This window comes from Mycobacterium kyogaense (assembly GCF_003254575.1).
Classification (GTDB): Bacteria; Actinomycetota; Actinomycetes; order Mycobacteriales; family Mycobacteriaceae; genus Mycobacterium; species Mycobacterium kyogaense.
This window is the reverse complement of the sequence record NZ_QJUA01000005.1, coordinates 19,859-40,552: the sequence shown is the minus strand read 5'-3', so window position 1 is coordinate 40,552 and position 20,694 is coordinate 19,859. Positions and strand designations below refer to the sequence as shown.

Sequence of the window (20,694 nt, the reverse complement as noted above, 5' to 3'; positions counted from 1 at the left end):
CCCTCTCGTCAGGCCGCCGCGGCGGGCGCTGAGTAGGTGACGGACACATCTCCGTTGTCGACCGCGACACGGATGACGCCGCCCGCCGCGACGTCGCCTCGCAGCAGCGCGCGTCCGATTTTCGTTTCCACCTCGTGTGCGATGTAGCGGCGCAGAGGCCGCGCGCCGTACACCGGGTCGTAGCCACGCTCGGCGATCAGCCGGCTGGCATCCGGTGTGATCTCGAGCTGAATATGCCTGTCCGCCAGACGTCTCCTGAGGTCGTCCAGCTGTAGCTCGAGGACCCGCTCGATCTGCGCGATCGCCAGCGGCGTGAACAGGACGATGTCGTCGACACGGTTGAGGAACTCGGGGCGGAAATGACCCCGCAAGTCGGCCATCACCCGTTCCCGCGCGTCGGGCTTGATCTCGCCGTCGCCGGTCACCCCGTCGAACAGATAGTGCGATCCGATGTTCGAGGTCATGATGACCACCGTGTTGCGGAAGTCGACGTGGCGCCCCTGCGCATCGGTGAGTCGACCGTCGTCGAGCACCTGCAGCAGCGTGTTGAACACATCGGCGTGCGCCTTCTCGACCTCATCGAACAGCACCACCGAATACGGCTTACGCCGCACCGCCTCGGTGAGCTGACCGCCCTCGTCATACCCGACGTATCCCGGCGGCGCGCCGACCAGCCGGCTCACGGTGTGCCGTTCCTGGTACTCGCTCATGTCGAGTCGGACGATGTTGTCTTCACTGTCGAACAGTGCTGCGGCAAGGGTTTTGGCGAGTTCTGTCTTGCCCACACCCGTCGGCCCCAGGAAGATGAACGATCCGATCGGGCGTCGTGGGTCGCGAATCCCCGACCTCGCGCGGATCACCGCGTCGGCCACCAATTGCACGGCCTCGTCTTGGCCGATCACCCTTTCGTGCAGGATCTCGTCGAGTCGGAGCAGCTTCTCCCGTTCACCCTCTTGCAGCCGCGAGACCGGGATACCCGTCCAGACGGAGACGATTTCGGCGATTTCGTCCTCGGTGACCACTTCGCGCAGCAGTCGCCGTTGGCCCTGCTTGGACCTCAACTGCTCCTCGGCGGTCTCCAGTTTGCGCTCGACGTCGCGCATCTCGCCGTAGCGCAGTTCCGCGGCGCGATTGAGGTCGTAGCTTCGCTCTGCGTCGTCGGCGTCGCGTCGCAGCTGCTCCAGTTGCTCCCGCAATTCCTGCACACGCTTGATGGCCTGCCGCTCGGCGTCCCACTGCGCATGCATGGAGTCGGCTTCCGCGCGCAGATCCGCCAGTTCCCTCCGGAGTTCCTCCAGTCGGCTCTCGCTCGCCGGATCGGCCTCCTTCGACAACGCTGCTTCTTCGATTTCCAGCCTGGTGACACGGCGGCTGATCTCATCGAGTTCAGCAGGCATCGAATCGATCTCGGTACGCAGCCGCGCGCATGCTTCGTCGACGAGATCGATTGCCTTGTCGGGGAGGAACCTGTCGGTGATGTACCGATGCGACAGTGTGGCGGCCGCCACCAGCGCGACGTCCTGGATCTTGACGCCGTGGAAGACCTCCAGACGCTCGCGCAGGCCGCGCAAGATCGAGATGGTGTCCTCGACGTCGGGCTCATCGACCAGCACGGTCTGGAACCGGCGCTCCAGCGCGGCGTCGTTCTCGATGTGCTTGCGGTATTCGTCCAGAGTGGTTGCGCCGATCATGTGCAGCTCGCCGCGAGCCAGCATGGGCTTGAGCATGTTTCCGGCGTCCAGCGATCCCTCCACGGCGCCCGCGCCGACCACCGTGTGCAGCTCGTCGACGAAGAGCAGGATGCGACCTTCGGCCGCCTTCACCTCCGACAGCACCGCCTGCAGCCGTTCCTCGAATTCGCCGCGATACTTGGCCCCCGCCACCAACGAGCCCATGTCGAGAGAGAAGATCGTCTTGTCTCGCAGACCCTCCGGAACATCGCCGCGGACGATGCGCTGCGCAAGACCCTCCACGATCGCCGTCTTGCCCACACCCGGATCACCGATCAGCACCGGATTGTTCTTCGTCTTGCGACTCAGGATCTGGATCACCCTGCGGATCTCGGCGTCCCGGCCGATCACCGGGTCCAGCTTGCCCGACTGCGCCTCGGCGACGAGGTCCCGGCCGTACTTCGCCAGCGCCTCGTAGGAACCCTCCGGCGTCGCAGAGGTCACCCGCTGATTGCCCCGCACGGCCGTCAGGGCCGACAGAAAAGAATCGCGAGTCACATTGTGCTGTGCCAATATTCGCCCCGCGGCGGTCGACGTGCCCTCCTCGGCGAGCGCCATCACCAGGTGTTCCACCGAGACGTAGTCGTCCTTGAGCCGCTTGGCTTCCCGCTCGGCCGTGTCGAGCACATTCGCCAGGCGCCGGGTGACAGACACCTGACCCGGTGACACGCCGGGCCCGCTCACCTTGGGTCTGCGCTCCAATTCTCGTTGCAGATCTGCGCGTAGCCTCTCGACGTCGACGTCGGCAGCGGTGAGCAGCCGCGGCACCAAGCCGTCGGGTTGGTCGATCAGTGCCGCCAACAGGTGCTCGCCGTCGACTTCGGTATGACCCATCCGGGTCGCGATGGTCTGCGCCTCCTGGAGCGCCTGCTGCGATTTCTGCGTCAGTCTGTTGACGTCCACACGAATGTCCTTCCTCGCCGTGACGCTGATTCCAGTTCATCGATGCGGTCGAGCAGCTCGAGCACGAGCCCGATCGCTGCGTAGTTGAGGCCCAGCCCGGCGCGGAGTCGATGAATTCGGGCCACGGCGGCCACCCCGGACGGATCGAACCGCGGCTCGCCCCCGACATCCGGTGTGCAGGGCAACAGCCCGAGCGCAGCAAGCCGTCGAAGCATGTCCGGGTGGACGCCACATCGACGGGCCATCTCGTCGAGCGACAAGCCCGGCCTGCGCACCAGCGCGTACCGCGGCGCCGTCATCGGGACCTCCTGGGGTCGAACGTCGACTCGGTGGCGAGTTGCTCGAACAGCTCACGCTCCCGGGCAGTCGGCTGGGCCGGCACCACGATTTTGATCTCGGCGTAGAGGTCCCCTGGTTCACCTTTGGGATTGGGCATTCCCTCGCCGCGGAGTCGCAGTCGTCGACCGGTGGACGAGCCGGCAGGCACTTTCACCTTCGCCTCGCCGCCCGGCGTTCGCACCGCGACGGTGGCGCCGAGCGCCGCTTCCCACGGCGATACCGGCAAGTCGGCGATCACGTTGCGCCCGTCCAGGCGGAAGTGCTTGTGCGGCATGATGTGCACGACCAGGTAGAGATCACCAGGTGTGCCGTCACCGCTCCCCCGGCCCCCCTCTCCGGACAGCCGGATACGTTGTCCGTCGACGACGCCGGCCGGGATGTTGACGGTGTAGGTGCGGTCACCGATCGAGAGCTGCCGTCTACCCCCGCGGTAGGCCTCCTCGACGGTCAGGTCGAGCTGTGCCTCTTGGTCAGCCCCCGGGACAGGCCCGAAGCCACCACTGCCCCCGAAGATGTCGCCGAAGAGATCCTCGAAGTTGACGCTGGCCCCGCCGCCGAAACCGCCCGTGCTGTATCGCGTCCGCCGCCCGCCCTGCGCACCGCGGGACCCGCCGAACCCACCGACCCCTGCCCCGGCCCGTGCCTGTTCTTCCCAATCGTCTGGGACGTGACGGTAATCGTCACCGAACCGGTCATACCGCTTGCGCGTCGCCGGGTCGGACAGGGCGTGATAAGCCTCGTTGATCTCCTTGAACCGATCCTCCGCGCCGGGGTCCTTGTTGACGTCGGGATGGTACTTGCGCGCCAATGAGCGGAACGCCTGCTGAATCTGGTCGGGCGTGGCATCCCGGGACACCCCGAGGGCTTCGTAGTAGTCGCGGGCCACTTAACGGTCACTCCTCACGCCGGCTGACCACGACGGCCGCCGGCCGAAGCTGATTGCCGCTCTCCCCGTATCCCGGACGCAACACCTCCATGACGGTGCCGGGGGCGGTGTCGGAGACGTTGACCACGCCGACCACCTCATGACGCTGGGGGTCGAAGGGCACTCCAGTTTCGTCGTCCCGGGGGTAACCGAGTTGGTCGAGGACCTTCACGGCCTGGTGCAGGATGGTCCGGATGCCTTCGATCACTGCGTTCGGCTGCCCGCCGTCGTGGGCGAGGGCACGTTCGAGATCGTCGACGATGGGAAGCCAGGCGCCGGCTACGCGCGACCGCTCCATGGCCCGTTCCCGGTCGAGTTCACGGGCATGGCGCTTACGAAGGTTGTCCACGTCGGCGACCGCGCGCCGCCAGCGGTCCTCGAGCCGCGCCAGGTCAGTGTTCGAATCCCCCTCCGGTGCAACCTTTTCGGGTTGTGCGTCCGGCGAACCGGCAAGGTCGCCGTCAGTCCTCTGCTGCTCCTGGGGGCCGGCCATCGGCTAGCTCCGGTCGAATTCGGCGTCGACCACGTCGTCATCCGCCGTTGGCGCCGCGGACCCGTCGCCCGGTGCGTGGCCGTTCGTGCCCGCCGTCTGAGAGGGCTGCAGCCCGTACAGCATCTGCTGGAGTTCGGAGGTCAACTGCGTCAGACGATCGATCGGCGCCTCGTCGTTGAGGGCCTGCCGCGCGTCAGCGATGAGCATCTCGGCGCGGCCGCGGTCGTGGGGCGCGACGGAGTCGCCGAGTTCTGTGAGTCGGCGCTCCAGCCGATAAGCGGCCGAATCGAGTTCGTTCCGCGCTTCGACGACCCTGCGCAACTCCTCGTCCTCACGGCGGTGCGCCTCTGCTTCGCGGACCATTCGCTCGACCTCACTCTGGTCGAGGTTGGACTGCTCGCTGATCGTGATCGATTGCTCGGCGCTGGTGTCCTTGTCGCGTGCGGTGACGTTGAGGATGCCGTTGGCGTCGATATCGAAGATGACCTCGATCTGCGGCTCGCCGCGCGGCGCGGGCCGGATGTTCTCGAGGTTGAACCTGCCGAGAACCCGGTTGTCTCGGGCCAGTTCACGCTCACCCTGGAGGACCACGATGTCCACCGCGGGTTGATTGTCCGCAGCGGTGGTGAACACCTCGCTGCGCCGGGCCGGGATCGTCGTGTTGCGTTCGATAATCTTCGTCATCAGCCCGCCCGCGGTCTCGACCCCTAGAGACAGGGGTGTGACGTCCAGCAGCAGAACGTCGGAGACCTCGCCCTTGAGCACACCCGCCTGTATCGCGGCACCCATCGCCACGACCTCGTCGGGATTGACACTCATGTTCGGGTCCTTGCCGCCGGTGAGCCGACGGACGAGGGCCTGGACGGCGGGGATGCGAGTCGACCCGCCGACCAGGATGACCTCGTCGATATCGTTCGCCGTGACCTTGGCGTCCGACATCGCCTGCTTCACCGGGCCCATGGTCCGTTCGACCAGATCGTGAGTCAGGTCGTCGAACTTGGACCGGTTGACGGTCATCGTCAAGTGCTTGGGCCCGTTGGCGTCCGCGGTGATGAACGGCAAGTTCACCTGAGTCTGTGCCACCGAGGACAATTCGACCTTCGCTTTTTCCGCCGCCTCGAAAAGCCGTTGCAGCGCTTGCGCATCCGATCGCAGGTCGATGTTGTTCTCCCGCTTGAACTCGTCGGCGAGGAAGTCGACGAGCCTGCGGTCGAAGTCGTCACCTCCGAGGTGGGAATCGCCGGCTGTCGCGCGGACCTCGACGACACCGTCGCCGACATCGAGGAGGCTGACGTCGAACGTGCCGCCGCCGAGATCGAACACCAGGACCGTCTCGTGGCCCTTCTTGTCCAGCCCGTAGGCCAGCGCGGCTGCCGTCGGCTCGTTGATGATGCGCAGCACCTCGAGGCCGGCGATCCGACCTGCGTCCTTGGTGGCGTTGCGCTGGGCGTCGTTGAAGTACGCCGGGACGGTGATGACCGCTTGCGTCACCCGCTCACCGAGGAATTTGCCCGCGTCGTCGGCGAGCTTGCGGAGTACCTGGGCGCTGATCTCTTCCGGTGAGTACAGCTTGCCGCGCACATCGAAGCGCGCTTCGCCGTTGGGCCCCTCGACGACATCGAAGCTGACCGCTTTCGCTTCCTCCGAGATCTCGCTGAACCGGCGGCCGATGAACCGCTTCGCCGAGTAGATGGTGCCCTTGGGATTCATGATCGACTGTCGCCGCGCCAGCTGGCCGACCAGCCGTTCACCACCTTCGGTGAACGCGACGACGGAAGGCGTTGTGCGCGCGCCTTCCACGTTGGGAATGACCACGGGTTCGCCGCTCTGCCAGGCCGCGATCACTGAGTTGGTGGTGCCCAGATCGATACCTACTGCTGTTGCCATGCCTCACTCCTGTCGATTGCCGGTGCTCGAAAGCAGCCGCAGTGCCTGAATGCGCCGCTGAGGTCGCCGAGGAGAAGCCGCCGTCGAAATTCGTTGATTGCGATGGTTGCCGTGGTGAGACCAGTCTTGGCCCCTCACCCGGTCATCGCTTGGCCCTCGCGTGTCCAAATAGCTCGCGCCGATCTGCCCTGCGGGTGCAGCCCGCCGGCCGCCGATGGGTCAGGGCTTCTCGGCGATGATGTCGAGTTCGTTGATCTCCGGTGGCGACGCGAACAGCTCATCGGCCTTGTCCTGGAGCGCTTTCCCGACCGGACCGTCGAGATGAGCCTGCCGGGCAGACTCATCGGGGAAGGCATCGATGATGCCGAAGGTGGACGGGCCGAATTGGACCGCGAACCATGGTTTCGTATTGGGTTCCTGTCGGACCAGGGGCAGCGCCGAGGTGAGGAAGTCCTCGACGTCACTCTCCTTGCCGGGTTTGGCCTCCAGCCGGACCAGTAGAGCTTTGGTAGCCATGGTCTTTCCTCTCTCGTGGTGAATATCGGGGAGCGGGACGGGATCATGGGGGCGGCCCGTTCCCAAGGCTGCGCGACGCGGGTACCGATTCCCTGGGCCCGTCGGGGTGAAAGTGCGAGCGCCGATTCGGCCCGGTGCATCAGTTCAGCGAGCCGGGTCAGGAAGCTTGCTCCAATACCCCGCCGATGGGGCCGAAACGGCTTGTCGGGGCACCCGCCATCGGGCCAGATGGGCCACACACTGACGAGGCGTCATCACGTGACGATTCGATCCTTCGATAGCATCACTGAACACACTCAGTGATGCCATCCTGAACGAGTGGCATCGGTTAGTGGCAGTATCGCGCTGACATACGAGACGCCAACCTGGGGAGTACTCGTTGACGTCCAAGTGTTACGCAGTTGGGGAAGAGTGGGATCGACCGGGCAGTCTCGGCAACGACGCCTGACCGACTATCTCGGGATCAAACCCTCGCGACTGCCGCTCTAGTCGTACCAGGGGTCGTGCTCGGGGTCTTTGTCCAGCTCGCTGGCCCTCCACGTTGGTCGCCAGTAGGCATCATCTTCGATTTCTCGTTGTCGCCGGCGGGCGTTGTGTTCGTCGATTTGCCGTTGCCGCTCAAATGCTTTGAGCTCGGCCTCCCGTATAGCCTCGTTAAGTCGTGTAGTACCTTCGGCCGCACCAACTATGGGTATACCGAGGGTGCGCGCGGAGGTGTGGCGCGAGTCTGTCGCGTCCGGGGTATCCGTCGCTAGCCACAGAACCGTTTTGGTGACTTTCACCGCCAGTTTTGCGCCATACGTCTCGGCGCGCCCGCGCAACGCCTCGATCTCGTCGCCGTCGCCGACGATCGCAATGCGGATCCCTCTGAGATAGCGGGCCTCTTCTGGAGGTTCAGATTCGGCGCACGATCGAATGACCTCGTTTATGTCGTGGGCGAGTTCTGGCAGACCGAGCGCTTCGGCGAGTAGGTACATCTCTCGGCGTCGGACTGGTTCCAGCAGTGCCCAATCCGTCTCCTTGACGTCAACGAAAGCCTTATCCCAAGCCTGTCGGTGCAACCCGCGCAGTTGAGAACCTGTGAGTCTGGTGCGGCGGGCTTGGCGTGTAAGGGTGTCTGCTTCTTCGTAGGTAAGGCGGCCATCCTCCACGGCTTCGGCCAGCAGCGAGAGGTACTTTTCGGTCTCGACAAGGTCGCCGTCGCGGTTGTTCGGCGATTGGGGAAACGAGTCGAGCAGTGACGCGATCGATGCCCTCGTCAGGGGCACAGGCCGACAACTGATCGGGCACGGCGCATAGGGCGGCGGTTTTGTAGCCGGAAGAGTTTTTGTCAGATGCAAAGGCGTCGGCGTCGTCCGCAATAACCAGAGCAGCACGTCGCGCGCGGCGCGTGCGTCGCCTAGCGCCGTGTGTTGGTGATCGTGCCAATTACCCGTCGCCGTTTTGTACATCGTGAACAGGCTAAATGCACGACCGTCGAGTTGGCGCCGCGATGTCTGCCAGGTGCAGATACCAACTACCGGTGGCAACGACAGGCCTGCCCGCCGTGCCTCGGCGGCGAGAAACCCGTCCTCGAAATCGAGCTTATGCGCCACAAGCACTGTTCCGCTTATGAAAGCGAAGGCCTCCCGCAGCACCTGCTCGGCGCTCGGCGCACCGATAAGGTCCGCGTCGTCAATTCCGTGCTTTTCACGAGCTCCAGCGCTTGAGCCCGGATTGTTGACTAACGTGGCGAACTCGTCGATCACGGTCCCGTCGGCAGTGAACTTCACGATTCCAACCTCAATGATGCGGTCCACATCGGGGTCGAGGCCGGTCGTTTCTATGTCGAGAGCGGCAAAGACGGCTTCTGTTGCAGGCTCACCGTTCGAGATTCGTGTGAGCTGCGCACGCAGAAATCCGCCGCCATTCCCCTTCAACGGTTGATCCCCGCCTGAGTTGCTGTGGATGCTTGGCGCTGCGGCACGTTTCGGTTTGGGCTGAGGCGGCCCTGGTGGCTTTGCATTACGTTGCTTCGGCGGTTGCGGTGGAGTAATAGAACGCGCGGTCTTCACTGGTGCCGCGACAGTTGGCGAGAGGGACAGGACCTGTGCGATGGGTTCGGCTGCGTCCTTGCGCGATATTTGGAGGTCCCAACGCAAGCCTTGCGTGCTCGCAAGATCAATTGTCCCGTATAGCATTATCGGCAGCACCGGGTTGTCCTTATACCGCCTGTCGGGGCCACCTCTAACGTTTACGTAGCGCCAGGTGTGGTCAACCTGAATAGCGTCGCCGGGAGGCGGGGAGTTTTCGATGAACCGTGTTTGCCCCGGCCGGATGCTGAAACGCGAGTAGGCGGCATCGCTGAAGCTCTTGCCCTCACGAACCAGGATGCGATCCGGCAAGAAGTACAGTGCAGCCTTGCCGGCCGTGAGTGTCGGTACCGCGATATTGGTGGCGAGCTCGGAGGGGCCGGATGTGTTGGCAGTCGCCACTATTCGATTGACTACGTTGCTGGCTCCCGCATTCGTCTTGAACTGCTGAGTCGTCGTGACTGCACCGGTCTGCACTTCTCGCCACAGTTTTTGCGAGCCGGCCAGCCACCCCCATTGGTCCACAACCGAGTTAAACCAGGTCGCCGGGGCATCATTGACGTCGTAGAACAAGACGACTTTGCGGCGCGCCTGCTCCCATATGATCAACCACGCGCAGGCAGGACCGAGCACCGCCCAAACAGCGATGCCCCAAGGCATTCCGACCAGCAAGCCCAAAACGAACACGGCGATAGCCGCAGGCCATCCCAACCGCAGCCGGCCCGATACCGAGTTGAGCTGGTCGACGACATCGCCGCCGCCCGTCGGCTCCATTGCCAGGACCTCGGCGCCCGTGGTGTCTTCCATGACGATTCCACTGGGCCGATAGGCCGGCAATCGATTATCTGGCAAGTGGCTGGCACCATTCGACAGAACAGCGCCACTGCCGCCGAGCGTCGCGCGGTAGTAGATGCCGTTGCTGCCAACGGTCACATAATTGCCGCGCGGTCCTGTTCCGACGCGGAATCCAGGTACCCCGGCACTGACACCCAGCCCCGACTCACTCAGATTGAACCGGAATGGTCCAGCTTTGACGGTCTTACGAAGATAGAAGCCCACTCGTCCCCCCAGACGATGACAGCAACCTTTTGTCGCGCTATGACGCTATCGCACGCGGTTCAGATGCGCGGAGACATTGCGGCAAACGCGAAATTTGCGGATTCCGAAGCCGCGACCAGCCCCGAGAAATCACCGACCGGTTGGCCCGTGAAACCTGCAATTACTGGTGGTGGTCCCGGCTGGTTTCGAACCAGCGACCTTCCGCGTGTGAGGCGGACGCTCTCCCACTGAGCTACGAGACCGGACGGGCCAGAACATTAACACGCGGGTCCACGTCGATGAGAATCCGTCGCCTCACGTGCCGCCGTCTGGCAACCTGACAGCGTTTCCACAGGCGGCTTCACGCGGATGTCAGGCCTGCTCACCGCCGCCGCGTCGACGGTCTGCGCGCTTACTGCCGCCAAGCCGCGGGCCGCCGCCCTGCTCGGCGACGGCCGAGACGTCCCGATACGTCCCGCCGGCTCCCCCTCCCGGTCGCCCGCACGGGCGACACCACCCTCGGAGGGCGGCAGGAGTCGGCGCAGCGAAGCATCGGGGATGCGGCGCTCGAACCCCGCCGGCCACGGATTCACGCTCTCGCGCCAGGCATACACCCTGATCTGACGCTCGCGGCGCCTCGATCAGTAGGTGATTTGTGTACGCCCAACTGCGTGGACTATCGTCGTGCATCGCAACGGACGATGAACTCGGCCGTAGCACGCGGATGTAGCGCAGTTGGTAGCGCATCACCTTGCCAAGGTGAGGGTCGCGGGTTCGAATCCCGTCATCCGCTCGAAGGTGCACTGGCATCAAAGCCCAGCGGTGGAGTGGCCGAGTGGTGAGGCAACGGCCTGCAAAGCCGTGCACACGGGTTCGATTCCCGTCTCCACCTCCAAGGTGTTTCCCGGCGCGATTAGCTCAGCGGGAGAGCGCTTCCCTGACACGGAAGAGGTCACTGGTTCAATCCCAGTATCGCGCACCACATCTCGTCATCAGTTTGAATGCGATCTTGCCCCCGGGTAGGTCGACCGCCTGAGTCACTTCTCGGCGCGTTCTCGTCATCATCCCGTCCTGTAGCTGTCCGTCGCGCGCAGCGTGGGCACCGTGCCGACAGTTTCTGGCACCCCGCTGTGAACTTCCCAAAGTCTCGTCGCGGCCATCAGTGGATCGCCAGGCAATCGGGGTGGTTCTTCGCAAGTTGGCTGCACATCATCGATGGCACACCCGCCGGGAGCTCCGCTGCCCGGCCGACACCCTCGACCAGGAGATCGACATGCCCAACCGCCTCATCGCCGCGACCGCCGGCCTGCTCACCGGGGCAGCCATGCTCACCGCCTCGCTCAGCGGCGCCGCCATCTCCCAAGCCTCCAGCGGCGTCGACCAGCAGGGCACCTACCCCAAGGCCAGCACCTACGACGGCGTCCAGGGCGGCATCGCCCTGTGCTCGCAGCACGGCATCAAGATGCCGTGCGGACCCAACTTCACCCCCGGCATCACGAAGGCGAACAACCAGGGCTGAGCGCCCCTTCTCCCCACCGGCCCATCGAACATATGATCGAACGGTGGGTCTGCAACAGATCGGCCATGGCGGGCAGCCCCTGCGGACGGTGTTCCGCAGGGTGCACCCGCCTTGCGCCGTTTTGGTCGACCTCGTCGCGATGTTCCCGCGCGAACCGCACAGCGCCGGTCGCTACCACCCCCACGGACTACAGATGGACACCGTCGTCGAGGGCCGACTCTCGTGCTGGGGCCTGGGCGAACAGGGGGGCTGGTGGGGGCTGGTCACCTACACCGTCAGCTTCGGCGGAGACAAGCAGTCGGTGACGCATTGGGTGCCCGCCTGGGTGCTGAAGATGAAGTAGCCCTTTGATGTTCACCACATGTGCGCGCTGTTGTCCCTGCACGGTCACCTGAGAATGGCAACAGCCGATTGACGAAGGCTGTCCACCAGACGAAGCTGAGCCGGTGATCGAGTTGAGTGAGCAGCAGATCATCGACCAGCTGGCTCAGCGCCTGGCCGATGCCCACGAGTCCGTCGCCCCCGACCGTGTCGCCGCAGTCGTGCACCAGGAGTACTCGCGTTTCACCGGCAGCCCCATTCGCGACTTCGTGCCCCTGTTCGTCGAGCGGAACGCCAGGGCGGAACTGAGCCGGCTCGGCTGCTGACACCCGGATCGTTATCGATTTTGTAGCAGAGATCTACCTGACTATTAGGCCGCTCTCAGGTTGGGCTCCTAACGTCATCGACATCAGCTTCTGACAAGACATCCCCGATACGCTCGGCCCGCCACCAACCCCCCTCAGGTGGCGGGCCGAGATCATGTCGGGGCACCCGGAAACCCCGCGTCGCCGAGCAGCGACCGGCTAGTGTTGGCGATCCAGCAACCAACCGGCGACCAGAGGGTGGGACATGATTCGCGAGATGGCGGCGTCGACGCTGATCGGCCTGGCCGCACTGAGCGCGGCACCGGTGGCCGCGGCTGATCCTGGCCCCATGTATTTCGACGAGCCGGGGCACTACGCCAACGACGTCCCCGGGATGATCTACGACGCGCATCTGACGGCGCCGTGCACCAACATGGGGCGCTTCACCTTCGGGCGCGGTCCGGGCGGCGAGGCGCTGCAGTGCCGCTGGATCCCCAATCAGTGGCCGCCGGTGTACACCGGCTTCTGGCAGGCCACCTACGACCTCAAGGGCGTGCAGGACATCGGGGCGCAGTGCCCCAGCCCGCAGTCGGCGGCCCAGGCACCCGATGGGCGTCCGCTGGTGTGCGTGGGCGAGCAGGGATGGCAGGCAGGCATCTACAACCGCGAGGGCTTCACACCGATCAACTAGCAGAGCTGCGCAGAGTGCGGCTCGGCTCGGTACCGAAGATCTCCTTGTAGGCGCTGCTGAATCGGCCCGGATGGGTGAACCCGCAGCGCCCCGCGATCGAGGTGACGGTGTCACGCGCGGGGTCGGCGGATTTCAACTCGCGGTGGGCGCGCTCGAGGCGGATCCGGCGCAGGTACTCCAGCGGTGTGACGCCCACGTGCTCACGAAACGCGTACTGGATCGCCCGTGGTGTCACGTCAGCCGCCGCGGAGATGTCGCGGATGGTGATGTCGTACTGCGCATTGTCATGGATGAAGTCCAGCGCACGGCGCAACATCCTGGGGTGATGTGTGTTGGTCTTTTCATCAGGCCGCATAGTAGAAATCGGTTTCCCGGACTTCCGTTGAAACGAAACTTTTCCGTGATTCACGCCACTGCATGCCACGATCGACCCATGACCGATCGCATCGAAGTGTCCCGAACCATTGCCGCTGCTCCAGACGCCGTGTTCGCCGTGCTGCGCGACCCTGCGGGCCATGTCGCCATCGACGCGACCGGCATGCTGCAGGACGCGACGGGCGAACCCGTCAGTGCCGTCGGCGACACCTTCGTGGTGCACATGGACCGCGAGGCCCTCAACGACTTTCCGATGGGCCGCTATGACGTCACCGTCGAGATCACCGAGTTCGAGCAGGATCGGCTGATCGCCTGGACGATCCTCGGCAAGATCCGCCCACAGATCGGCCACGTCTACGGCTACCGCCTGGAGCCGAGCGGGCAGGACACGCTGGTCACGTCGTTCTACGACTGGTCGGCGATCGACCAGCAGTGGCGCGAGGCGAAGATCTTCCCGGTGGTGTCGGAACTGGCGCTGCGCGGCACCCTCGGCATCCTCGACCGCACGGTCCGGCGCGGCTACCCCCGGTCAACCCAGGGTTGACGATCCGCATTCGTCAACCTACGGTTGACGCATGTCGCATCCATCCGATGTCCGGATCAGCCATCCCGTTCGCCTCGACGACCTCATCGACGTCATCACCCGTGTCCACGACCAACCGCTCGACCAGCTGACCGACGCGGTGCTGGCCGCCGAGGCGCTCGGCGAGGTCGCCGACCACCTGATCGGCCACTTCGTCGACCAGGCACGCCGATCCGGTGCAAGCTGGACCGACATCGGCAAGTGCATGGGCGTCACCAAGCAGGCCGCCCAGAAGCGATTCGTCCCCAAGTCCCCCACCGATGCCGCGGCGATGGACCCGAACGCAGGCTTCCAGCGCTTCACCCCGCGCGCCCGCGCCGTGATCGTCGAAGCCCAGAACCGGGCCCACGCCGCACACAACACCGAGATCAGCCCGGCGCACCTCGTCCTCGGCCTCGTCGCCGACCCGACCAGCCTCGCGTCCCGCCTGCTGGCCGATCAGGGCCTCGACGCCGAGGCGGTCGAGAACGCAATCACCCTGCCCGCGCCCGCCGACGCGGTGCCCGCGCTGATCCCCTTCGACGCCCGCGCCAGGAAAGCTCTCGAGCTGACATTCCGGCAGGCGCTGCGGCTCGGCCACAACTACATCGGTACCGAACACTTGCTGCTCGCGCTCTACAACGATGAACACGACGACGATGGACTGCACCGTCTCGGCGTCGACATCGACCGTTTCGAACGCGAGCTGCGCGCTGCACTGGAGGCCTTCCAGACCCCGTGAGGGAATGAAATCCGCGGCCGCGCGGTATCACACCGCATGGAACTCAACTCGGCCGCGCGAGAACTCATCGGCCGTGGCGCCGACGCCACCCTGGTGACCCTCAACCCCGACGGCAGTCCCCAGGTCACTGTCGTGTGGGTCGCGCTGCAGTCCACACCCGACGGCGACGAACTGGTGACCGCCCACCTGTCAGAGCACAAGAAGGTGCGCAACGTCCGTCGCGACCCACGTGTCGCAGTGACCATCGTCGCGCCCGGCGGCCCCACCGCAGTGATGCGGCCCTACCTGGCGGTCACCGGGACCGCCCGCATCGTCGAGGGCGGCGCACCCGAACTGCTCGCCGATCTCGCCGAGACGCTGGCCGCGCCCGACGCCGGCTTTCCGCCGGCCGATGCCCCACCCGGCTACCTGACCAGGATCCGCATCGACAAGGTCGGCGGCGTGGGGCCCTGGGTGCCCGCGAAGCCATAACCCCGCCGAAGGCGTCGGCCGGTGTGCGATCATACCAGGACGCCTACGAGGGGATTCGCAATGCGGCGCTGGCTCGTTGTCCTGCTCGCCTCCATCGCCACGCTGAGCGGCGTGCTCGCGCCGCCGGCGGGCGCCGCCGTCATCCCGATCGGGCGGCTGGGTGACACGCTGCGCGTCGAGTTCAAGGGCCTGGTCGCCGATGTCGCAGTCCTCGGTGTCAACCCCTCCCCGGTGCCCCCCGGCTTCGGATATCCGCCTCGCGCCCCGCGCTACCAGGTCTACCGGGCCGACGTCACGATCACCCCGGTGAAGCTCCCCACGCCGTACGCGATGGGCATCACCTTCGGATTTCGCGGCGTGACCCCGACCGGTGACGCGTACGAGCCGCGCAACAGCGACGCCCCCGACGCGCTGCAGTACGGCATGCAGAACGCCCAGGTCGGTCGTGCGTTCACCGGCGGCGTCTGGTGGGACTGCTACCGCGACCTGGTGTCCAACGTGGTACTGCTCGACCGGATCACCGGAGAACGCCTCGCTCAGTGGAACATCAGCTGAGTCTGGAAGTCAGGCCCGCCGACGCCACCCGACTGGACGAACTCGCCGACGTCGCAGCGCGCACCTTCCCGCTGGCCTGTCCCCCGTCGTGCACTCCGGACGACGTCGCCGCCTTCATCGCCGAGAACCTCACCCCCGACCGGTTCGCCGACTACCTCGGCGACCCCGACCGGACGGTGTTCACCGCGACCGAGGACGACCGGATACTCGGCTACGCCATGCTGATCGCGGGCGTGCCCGACGATCCAGACGTCGCCGCCGCGGTGACCGCCCGCCCGGCGGTGGAACTGTCGAAGATGTACGTACTGCCCGACGCCCACGGCGCCGGCGCATCTGCAGCGCTGATGTCCGCCGCGCTGCAGCATGCCGCCAGCACGGCCGCGGCGTCGACATGGCTCGGCGTCAACCAGAAAAACGTTCGGGCACAACGGTTCTACCACAAACACGGGTTCGAGGTAACCGGCACGAAAACGTTCCGGGTCGGCGCCCACCTCGAAGCGGACTACGTGATGGTGCGCCCCGTCTGACCGGCTGCGGTCAGCGCCAGCAGCCGGGACGTCGCCCGCAGGTACTTCTTGCGGAAGCCGCCGGCCAGCATCTCCTCGCTGAACACGGTGTCGAGCTTCGCGCCGGATGCGACCACGGGAACCCCGGCGTCGTAGAGCCGGTCGGTCAGCGACACCAACCTCAACGCGACGTTCTGGTCGTCCAGCGGGTGCACGCCCGTCAGGAACACTTCGGTGACACCCTCGATCAACGTCAGATACCGCGACGGATGCATGGTCGCCAGGTGCGCGCACAGCGCATCGAAGTCATCGAGCGTGGCACCCGACACCCCCGCGGCGCGCTCGGTGACCTCCGCGTCGCTGAGCGGCTCGGGCGCCGGCGGCAGATCCCGGTGCCGATAGTCCGGTCCCTCGATGCGCACTGTCGTGAACATCGCGGCCAGCGTGTTGATCTCGCGCAGGAAGTCCTGCGCGGCGAACCGGCCCTCCCCGAGCTGCTCGGGCAACGTGTTCGACGTCGCGGCGACGGACACTCCCCTGTCGACCAGCGCGGAGAGCAGCCGGGAGATCAGCGTGGTGTTACCGGGGTCGTCGAGCTCGAACTCGTCGATGCACAGCAGGGTGTAGTCGGCGAGCAGCTCGATGCACTCGACGAACCCGAAAACGCCTGCCAGCTGAGTCAGCTCACCGAAGGTCGCGAACGCCTTCTGACCCTCGACGGCGTAATACGACGACGCGAGCAGATGGGTCTTGCCGACCCCGAAGCCGCCGTCGAGGTACACGCCGACGCCGGGCAGCACCTCCCGCTTGCCGAACAGCTTCTTCTTGCCCGCGCGACGCTGCACCGCCTGCTCGCAGAAGCGGCGGCACTCCTGCACGGCGGCCGCCTGCGAGGGCTCCGCCGGATCGGGCCGGTACGTGTCGAAACTGACGTCGGCGAACGTGGGCGGCGGAACCAGCTGAGCGACCAACCGCTCCGGCGTGACGCTGGGACGTCGATCGGTCAGGTGCGCGACCTCACCGGAGGTGATGCTGGACCCGTGCATGCAGGCACCCTATCGGCGTGCTGAGATTCTGCGTATGGGCGACCACGCGGACGGGACGCAGTTCACAGTGCTCGGCACGGTCGGCACGGTCGGCACGATCGACCGAACCGAGCTGACCGCCCGGTACGCCTATCCCGGCGAGCGCTGGGTGCGGGCCAACATGATCGCCTCCGCCGACGGCGGGGCGACCAGCTCCGGCACCTCCGGCGGTCTCGGCGGCGACGGGGACAAAACCCTGTTCTCGGTGCTGCGCGAACTGGCCGACGTGGTCCTCGTCGGAGCCGCCACGGTGCGCGCCGAGGACTACTCCGGCGCGTCCCCCAGCGCCGAGCAGCGCGCCGCCCGCGAGGCCCGCGGACAGGCCGCCGTCCCCCCGATCGCCGTCCTGACCCGATCCGGCTCCGTCGACCCCGATGCCGCCGTCTTCCAGCACACCGAGGTGCCGCCGATCGTGTTCACCAGCGCGGCCGCCGCGCCGCAGACACGACGCGCGCTGGGCGATCTGGCCGAGGTGATCGACGTGTCCGGCTCGGACCCCGAATCCCTGGAGCTGGCGCGAGCGGTGACCGTGTTGGCCGACCGCGGGTTGGGCCGGGTGTTGGCCGAGGGCGGACCCGGAATCCTCGGCCGGCTCATCGCCGACGGCCTGCTCGACGAGTTGTGCCTGACCGTGGCGCCGGTGCTCGTCGGCGGGGCGGCCGGGCGCATCGTCACCGGGGACGGCGACGATCAGGCCCGGTTGCGTCTGCAGCACGTCGTGCGCGACGACGACGGATACCTGTTCCTGCGCTACGCGCGCGCAGCCGCGGCCCAGTGACGGCCATCAGTACTGTGGTCGCCATGCGTCGATCGGTGCCGGCAGTGCTTGCGGTGACGGTGTCGTTGCTCACCGCGTGCTCCCCCGGGTTGGCCGCCAACCCGCGGTACGCCACCGATTCGGGGGCACACCCGCAGGGCGCCGTGACCACGAGCGACAAGCCCGCCGGTCCGCCGCCGATCGAGGTGCCGAAGAACGAGCTGTCCTGGCGTGACTGCACGTCGCGGGTGTTCAGCGCCGCCGCGGTCGAGCCGCCGGCGGGAGTCACGCTCGACTGCGCGAGCTACGACGCCGACCTCGACCCGATCGCCGGGGCCACCGGTTCGGTCAGCATCGGCGTGGTGCGGGCCCGCTCCGCCCAGACGCCCGCGGACGCAGGTCCGCTGGTGATGACGACCGGCTCCGATCTGCCGTCGTCGGTGCAATTGCCCGCCTGGCTGGCCGGTGCAGGCACCGACGTGCTGGCCAAGCACCCCGTCGTCGCCGTCGACCGCCGCGGTATCGGCATGTCGGGCGCCCTGGACTGCCGGGATGTGTTCGACCGCCAGGAGATGTTCGAGCAGGCCCAGTTCCAGTCCGGGGACGACCCCGTGGCCAACCTCGGCGCGATCACGATGACCGCGACCACCAGTTGCACCGACACCATCGCCCCCGGCGACTCGGCCTACGACAACGCCCACGCCGCCGAGGACCTCGAGCGCCTGCGCACCACCTGGGACGTTCCCGCGCTCGCGCTCCTCGGGGTCGGCAACGGGGCGCAGGTCGCACTCGCCTACGCCGGTTCGCACCCCAACAAGGTGGCCCGCCTGGTTCTCGATTCCCCGTTGCCGCTGGGCATCTCGGCCGAGGCCGCCACCGAGCAGCGCGTCAAGGGTGAGCAGGCCTCCCTGGACGCCTGGGCCGCCCAGTGCATCGCCAGCAATTGCCCGCTGCCCGACCCCAAGAACGCCGTCGACACCCTGCTGGCGGCCGCGCGGGCCGGCAACGGGCCGGGCGGCGCATCGGTGGCCGCGGTGGCCGACGCGATCTCCACGGCGCTGGCCTTCCCGCAGGGCAATCGCGTCGACGCGGGCCGGGAACTCGCCCAGGCGATCGCCGACGCCAACGGCGGCGACAGCAATCGGCTCAACAACCTGATCAACACCGCCGACACGTTGCGCCAGACCGACGGGCAGTTCGTCAATTCCTGCAGCGACGCGCTGAACCGGCCCACGCCCGACCGGGTGCGCGAACTCGTCGTCGAATGGGGCAAGCGCTACCCGCAGTTCGGCACCGTCGGGGCCCTGGACATGGTCAAGTGCCTGAACTGGCCCAGCGGCACCGCACCGAAGGAACCCCAGGGACTGACCACGCCGACGCTGCTGCTGGGCGTGCAGAACGACCCCGTCGTCGGCAACGAAGGAGTGGCCGCGGTCGCCGCGACCGCCATCAATGCCGGCTCGACCAACCGGCGGGTGATGTGGCAGGGCATCGGCCACGGCGCGACGATCTACTCGGCGTGTGCGCTGCCGCCGGTGCTCGGCTACCTCGACAGCGGCGCGCTGCCGGCCACCGACACGTACTGCCCGGCCTGACGGCCCGGGTACGTGCCGCTACGGTACGGTGCCTGACGTGCGTGATCTTGTGGTGAAAGCGTTCAGGCCCCGCACGTCCCCGCCCACCACCGCCGCGGTTCTGCGGTCGGTCCTGTGGCCGCTGGCGATCCTGTCGGTGATCCACCGCAGCTACGTGCTGGTGTTCAACCGCTACATCACCGACGATTTCGCGCCGGTCTACCGCGCCGTCATCAACTTCAAGTTCGGCTGGGACATCTACAACGAGCACTTCGACTACGTCGACCCGCACTACCTGTACCCGCCGGGCGGCACGCTGATCATGGCGCCCTTCGGCTATCTGCCCGAGGTGGCCTCGCGCAACTGGTTCATCTTCTTCAACACCGTGGCGATCATCCTGGCCGGCTACTTCCTGCTGCGCCTGTTCGGGTACACGCTGAGCTCGGTGGCGGCACCGGCCCTGCTGCTCGCGATGTTCTTCACCGAATCCGTCACCAACACCTTGGTCTTCGGCAACATCAACGGCGTCATGCTGCTGCTCGAAGTGCTGTTCTTCCGCTGGCTGCTGGACGGCAACCGCAGTCACGAATGGTGGGCCGGGGTGAGTATCGGGCTGACGCTGGTGGTCAAACCACTGCTGGCCCCGCTGCTGCTGCTGCCGATACTCAACCGGCAGTGGCGGGTCCTGGTCACCGCGGCTGCTGTCCCGATCGCGTTCAATCTCGCTGCCTGGCCGCTGATCTCGGATCCGATGAGCTTCGTCACCCGCACGGTGCCCTACATTTTCTCCACCCGCGACTACTTCAACAGCTCGATCCTGGGCAACGGCCTCTATTTCGGCCTGCCGACGTGGCTGATCCTGCTGCTGCGCATCACCTTCGCCGCCCTCGGTGCGGCCGCGCTGTGGCTGCTGTACCGGTACTACCGCACCCGGGACCCGTTCTTCTGGATGCTGACGTCCTCGGGCGTCCTGCTGGTCACCTCGTGGTTGGTGCTCTCACTCGGCCAGGGGTACTACTCGATCGCGCTGTTCCCGTTCCTGATGACGGTCGTGCTGCCGAACTCGGTGCTGCGCAACTGGGTTGCGTGGCTGGCCACCTACGGGTTCCTGACCATGGACCGCTGGCTGCTGTGGCAGCTGCCGTCCACCGGGCGCGCCTTGGAGTACCTGAAGATCACCTACGGCTGGTCGCTGATGGTGATCGTGGTGTTCTGCGTGCTGCTGTTCCGCTATCTGGACGCCCGACGGGACGGCAGGCTCGCCGACGGGATCGACCCGCCCTGGCTCACCTCCGGCAGCCCGTCCGGCACCCGGGTCGCCGAGTAGC

At 66.3% G+C, this 20,694-nt stretch carries 22 protein-coding genes and 4 tRNA genes; 16 read left to right on the top strand and 10 right to left on the bottom strand.

Annotated elements, in window-relative coordinates:
- Positions 1-8 precede the first annotated feature (8 nt).
- The 8 genes from clpB to DMB80_RS05485 all read right to left on the bottom strand — a co-directional run bounded on the left by clpB (position 9) and on the right by DMB80_RS05485 (position 10,166).
- The gene (gene clpB, locus DMB80_RS05520) at positions 9-2,633 is read right to left on the bottom strand and encodes an ATP-dependent chaperone ClpB (protein WP_111508922.1); all 2,625 of its coding nucleotides are present in this window, start codon (positions 2,631-2,633) and stop codon (positions 9-11) included.
- Positions 2,615-2,932 (bottom strand): chaperone modulator CbpM, encoded by a 318-nt coding sequence (locus DMB80_RS05515; RefSeq protein ID WP_111508921.1) that lies wholly within the window; start codon positions 2,930-2,932, stop codon positions 2,615-2,617. Before DMB80_RS05515 ends, clpB begins: the two co-directional genes overlap by 19 nt.
- Positions 2,929-3,858 carry a DnaJ C-terminal domain-containing protein gene (locus tag DMB80_RS05510; protein ID WP_111508920.1) on the bottom strand — a complete coding sequence of 310 codons (930 nt, stop codon included), beginning with the start codon at positions 3,856-3,858 and terminating at the stop codon, positions 2,929-2,931. The genes DMB80_RS05515 and DMB80_RS05510 overlap by 4 nt, the downstream gene beginning before the upstream one ends.
- A 7-nt stretch (positions 3,859-3,865) precedes the next feature.
- Positions 3,866-4,390 (bottom strand): nucleotide exchange factor GrpE, encoded by a 525-nt coding sequence (locus DMB80_RS05505; protein ID WP_111508919.1) that lies wholly within the window; start codon positions 4,388-4,390, stop codon positions 3,866-3,868.
- A 3-nt stretch (positions 4,391-4,393) separates the two neighbouring features.
- On the bottom strand, positions 4,394-6,277 hold the full coding sequence (dnaK, locus tag DMB80_RS05500) for a molecular chaperone DnaK (protein WP_111508918.1): 1,884 nt from the start codon (positions 6,275-6,277) through the stop codon (positions 4,394-4,396).
- 219 nt (positions 6,278-6,496) lie between these two features.
- Complete coding sequence (locus tag DMB80_RS05495) at positions 6,497-6,793, bottom strand: putative quinol monooxygenase (protein ID WP_111508917.1); 297 nt, start codon at positions 6,791-6,793, stop codon at positions 6,497-6,499.
- A gap of 485 nt (positions 6,794-7,278) precedes the next feature.
- Positions 7,279-9,924: a DUF4236 domain-containing protein gene (locus tag DMB80_RS05490; RefSeq protein ID WP_111508916.1), complete on the bottom strand. Its 2,646-nt coding sequence runs from the start codon at positions 9,922-9,924 to the stop codon at positions 7,279-7,281.
- A gap of 167 nt (positions 9,925-10,091) precedes the next feature.
- Positions 10,092-10,166: transfer RNA gene (locus DMB80_RS05485), tRNA-Val, on the bottom strand.
- Positions 10,167-10,272: 106 nt separating this feature from the next.
- Here DMB80_RS05485 and DMB80_RS05480 point away from each other — a divergent pair.
- The 8 genes from DMB80_RS05480 (at position 10,273) to DMB80_RS05445 (ending at position 12,739) form a co-directional block, all read left to right on the top strand.
- Positions 10,273-10,527: a hypothetical protein gene (locus DMB80_RS05480; RefSeq protein ID WP_111508915.1), complete on the top strand. Its 255-nt coding sequence runs from the start codon at positions 10,273-10,275 to the stop codon at positions 10,525-10,527.
- 96 nt (positions 10,528-10,623) lie between these two features.
- Positions 10,624-10,696, top strand: a tRNA-Gly gene (locus DMB80_RS05475).
- Positions 10,697-10,724: 28 nt separating this feature from the next.
- Positions 10,725-10,798 (top strand) — tRNA-Cys (locus DMB80_RS05470).
- Between the two features lie 12 nt (positions 10,799-10,810).
- Positions 10,811-10,885, top strand: a tRNA-Val gene (locus tag DMB80_RS05465).
- A gap of 201 nt (positions 10,886-11,086) precedes the next feature.
- Complete coding sequence (locus tag DMB80_RS05460) at positions 11,087-11,422, top strand: hypothetical protein (RefSeq protein WP_162938415.1); 336 nt, start codon at positions 11,087-11,089, stop codon at positions 11,420-11,422.
- A 49-nt stretch (positions 11,423-11,471) separates the two neighbouring features.
- On the top strand, positions 11,472-11,765 hold the full coding sequence (locus DMB80_RS05455) for a hypothetical protein (protein WP_413783408.1): 294 nt from the start codon (positions 11,472-11,474) through the stop codon (positions 11,763-11,765).
- Between the two features lie 103 nt (positions 11,766-11,868).
- On the top strand, positions 11,869-12,069 hold the full coding sequence (locus DMB80_RS05450; RefSeq protein WP_111508913.1) for a three-helix bundle dimerization domain-containing protein: 201 nt from the start codon (positions 11,869-11,871) through the stop codon (positions 12,067-12,069).
- A 244-nt stretch (positions 12,070-12,313) separates the two neighbouring features.
- A complete protein-coding gene (locus DMB80_RS05445; RefSeq protein WP_111508912.1) occupies positions 12,314-12,739 on the top strand; it encodes a hypothetical protein in 426 nt (141 codons plus the stop codon).
- Here the strand turns inward: DMB80_RS05445 and DMB80_RS05440 are convergent.
- Complete coding sequence (locus DMB80_RS05440) at positions 12,732-13,094, bottom strand: helix-turn-helix domain-containing protein (protein ID WP_111508911.1); 363 nt, start codon at positions 13,092-13,094, stop codon at positions 12,732-12,734. The genes DMB80_RS05445 and DMB80_RS05440 overlap by 8 nt on opposite strands.
- A gap of 78 nt (positions 13,095-13,172) precedes the next feature.
- Between DMB80_RS05440 and DMB80_RS05435 the strand changes: the two genes are divergently transcribed.
- Genes DMB80_RS05435 through DMB80_RS05415 form a run of 5 tightly spaced genes read left to right on the top strand, consistent with a single transcriptional unit; the run spans position 13,173 to position 15,971 of the window.
- Positions 13,173-13,658 (top strand): SRPBCC family protein, encoded by a 486-nt coding sequence (locus tag DMB80_RS05435; protein WP_111508910.1) that lies wholly within the window; start codon positions 13,173-13,175, stop codon positions 13,656-13,658.
- Between the two features lie 31 nt (positions 13,659-13,689).
- Entirely contained in the window at positions 13,690-14,418 is a 729-nt protein-coding gene (locus DMB80_RS05430) for a Clp protease N-terminal domain-containing protein (RefSeq protein WP_111508909.1), read from the top strand.
- 36 nt (positions 14,419-14,454) lie between these two features.
- Positions 14,455-14,889: a PPOX class F420-dependent oxidoreductase gene (locus DMB80_RS05425; RefSeq protein ID WP_111508908.1), complete on the top strand. Its 435-nt coding sequence runs from the start codon at positions 14,455-14,457 to the stop codon at positions 14,887-14,889.
- 60 nt (positions 14,890-14,949) lie between these two features.
- Positions 14,950-15,444: a hypothetical protein gene (locus tag DMB80_RS05420; RefSeq protein ID WP_111508907.1), complete on the top strand. Its 495-nt coding sequence runs from the start codon at positions 14,950-14,952 to the stop codon at positions 15,442-15,444.
- Positions 15,429-15,971, top strand: coding sequence for a GNAT family N-acetyltransferase (locus DMB80_RS05415; protein ID WP_240431023.1), 543 nt, complete (start codon positions 15,429-15,431; stop codon positions 15,969-15,971). Before DMB80_RS05420 ends, DMB80_RS05415 begins: the two co-directional genes overlap by 16 nt.
- Here DMB80_RS05415 and zapE read toward each other — a convergent pair.
- Positions 15,947-16,996 carry a cell division protein ZapE gene (gene zapE, locus DMB80_RS05410; protein WP_111508906.1) on the bottom strand — a complete coding sequence of 350 codons (1,050 nt, stop codon included), beginning with the start codon at positions 16,994-16,996 and terminating at the stop codon, positions 15,947-15,949. The two genes, DMB80_RS05415 and zapE, sit on opposite strands and share 25 nt — an antisense overlap.
- A gap of 34 nt (positions 16,997-17,030) precedes the next feature.
- Here zapE and DMB80_RS05405 point away from each other — a divergent pair, with 34 nt between their 5' ends.
- From DMB80_RS05405 to aftC, 3 genes are read left to right on the top strand one after another with little or no spacing between them, the layout of a single operon-like run.
- A complete protein-coding gene (locus tag DMB80_RS05405) occupies positions 17,031-17,813 on the top strand; it encodes a pyrimidine reductase family protein (RefSeq protein WP_111509043.1) in 783 nt (260 codons plus the stop codon).
- 23 nt (positions 17,814-17,836) lie between these two features.
- Entirely contained in the window at positions 17,837-19,387 is a 1,551-nt protein-coding gene (locus tag DMB80_RS05400; protein WP_111509042.1) for an alpha/beta fold hydrolase, read from the top strand.
- Positions 19,388-19,424: 37 nt separating this feature from the next.
- Complete coding sequence (gene aftC, locus DMB80_RS05395; RefSeq protein WP_111509041.1) at positions 19,425-20,693, top strand: arabinofuranan 3-O-arabinosyltransferase; 1,269 nt, start codon at positions 19,425-19,427, stop codon at positions 20,691-20,693.
- The last annotated feature ends 1 nt before the right edge of the window (position 20,694 follow it).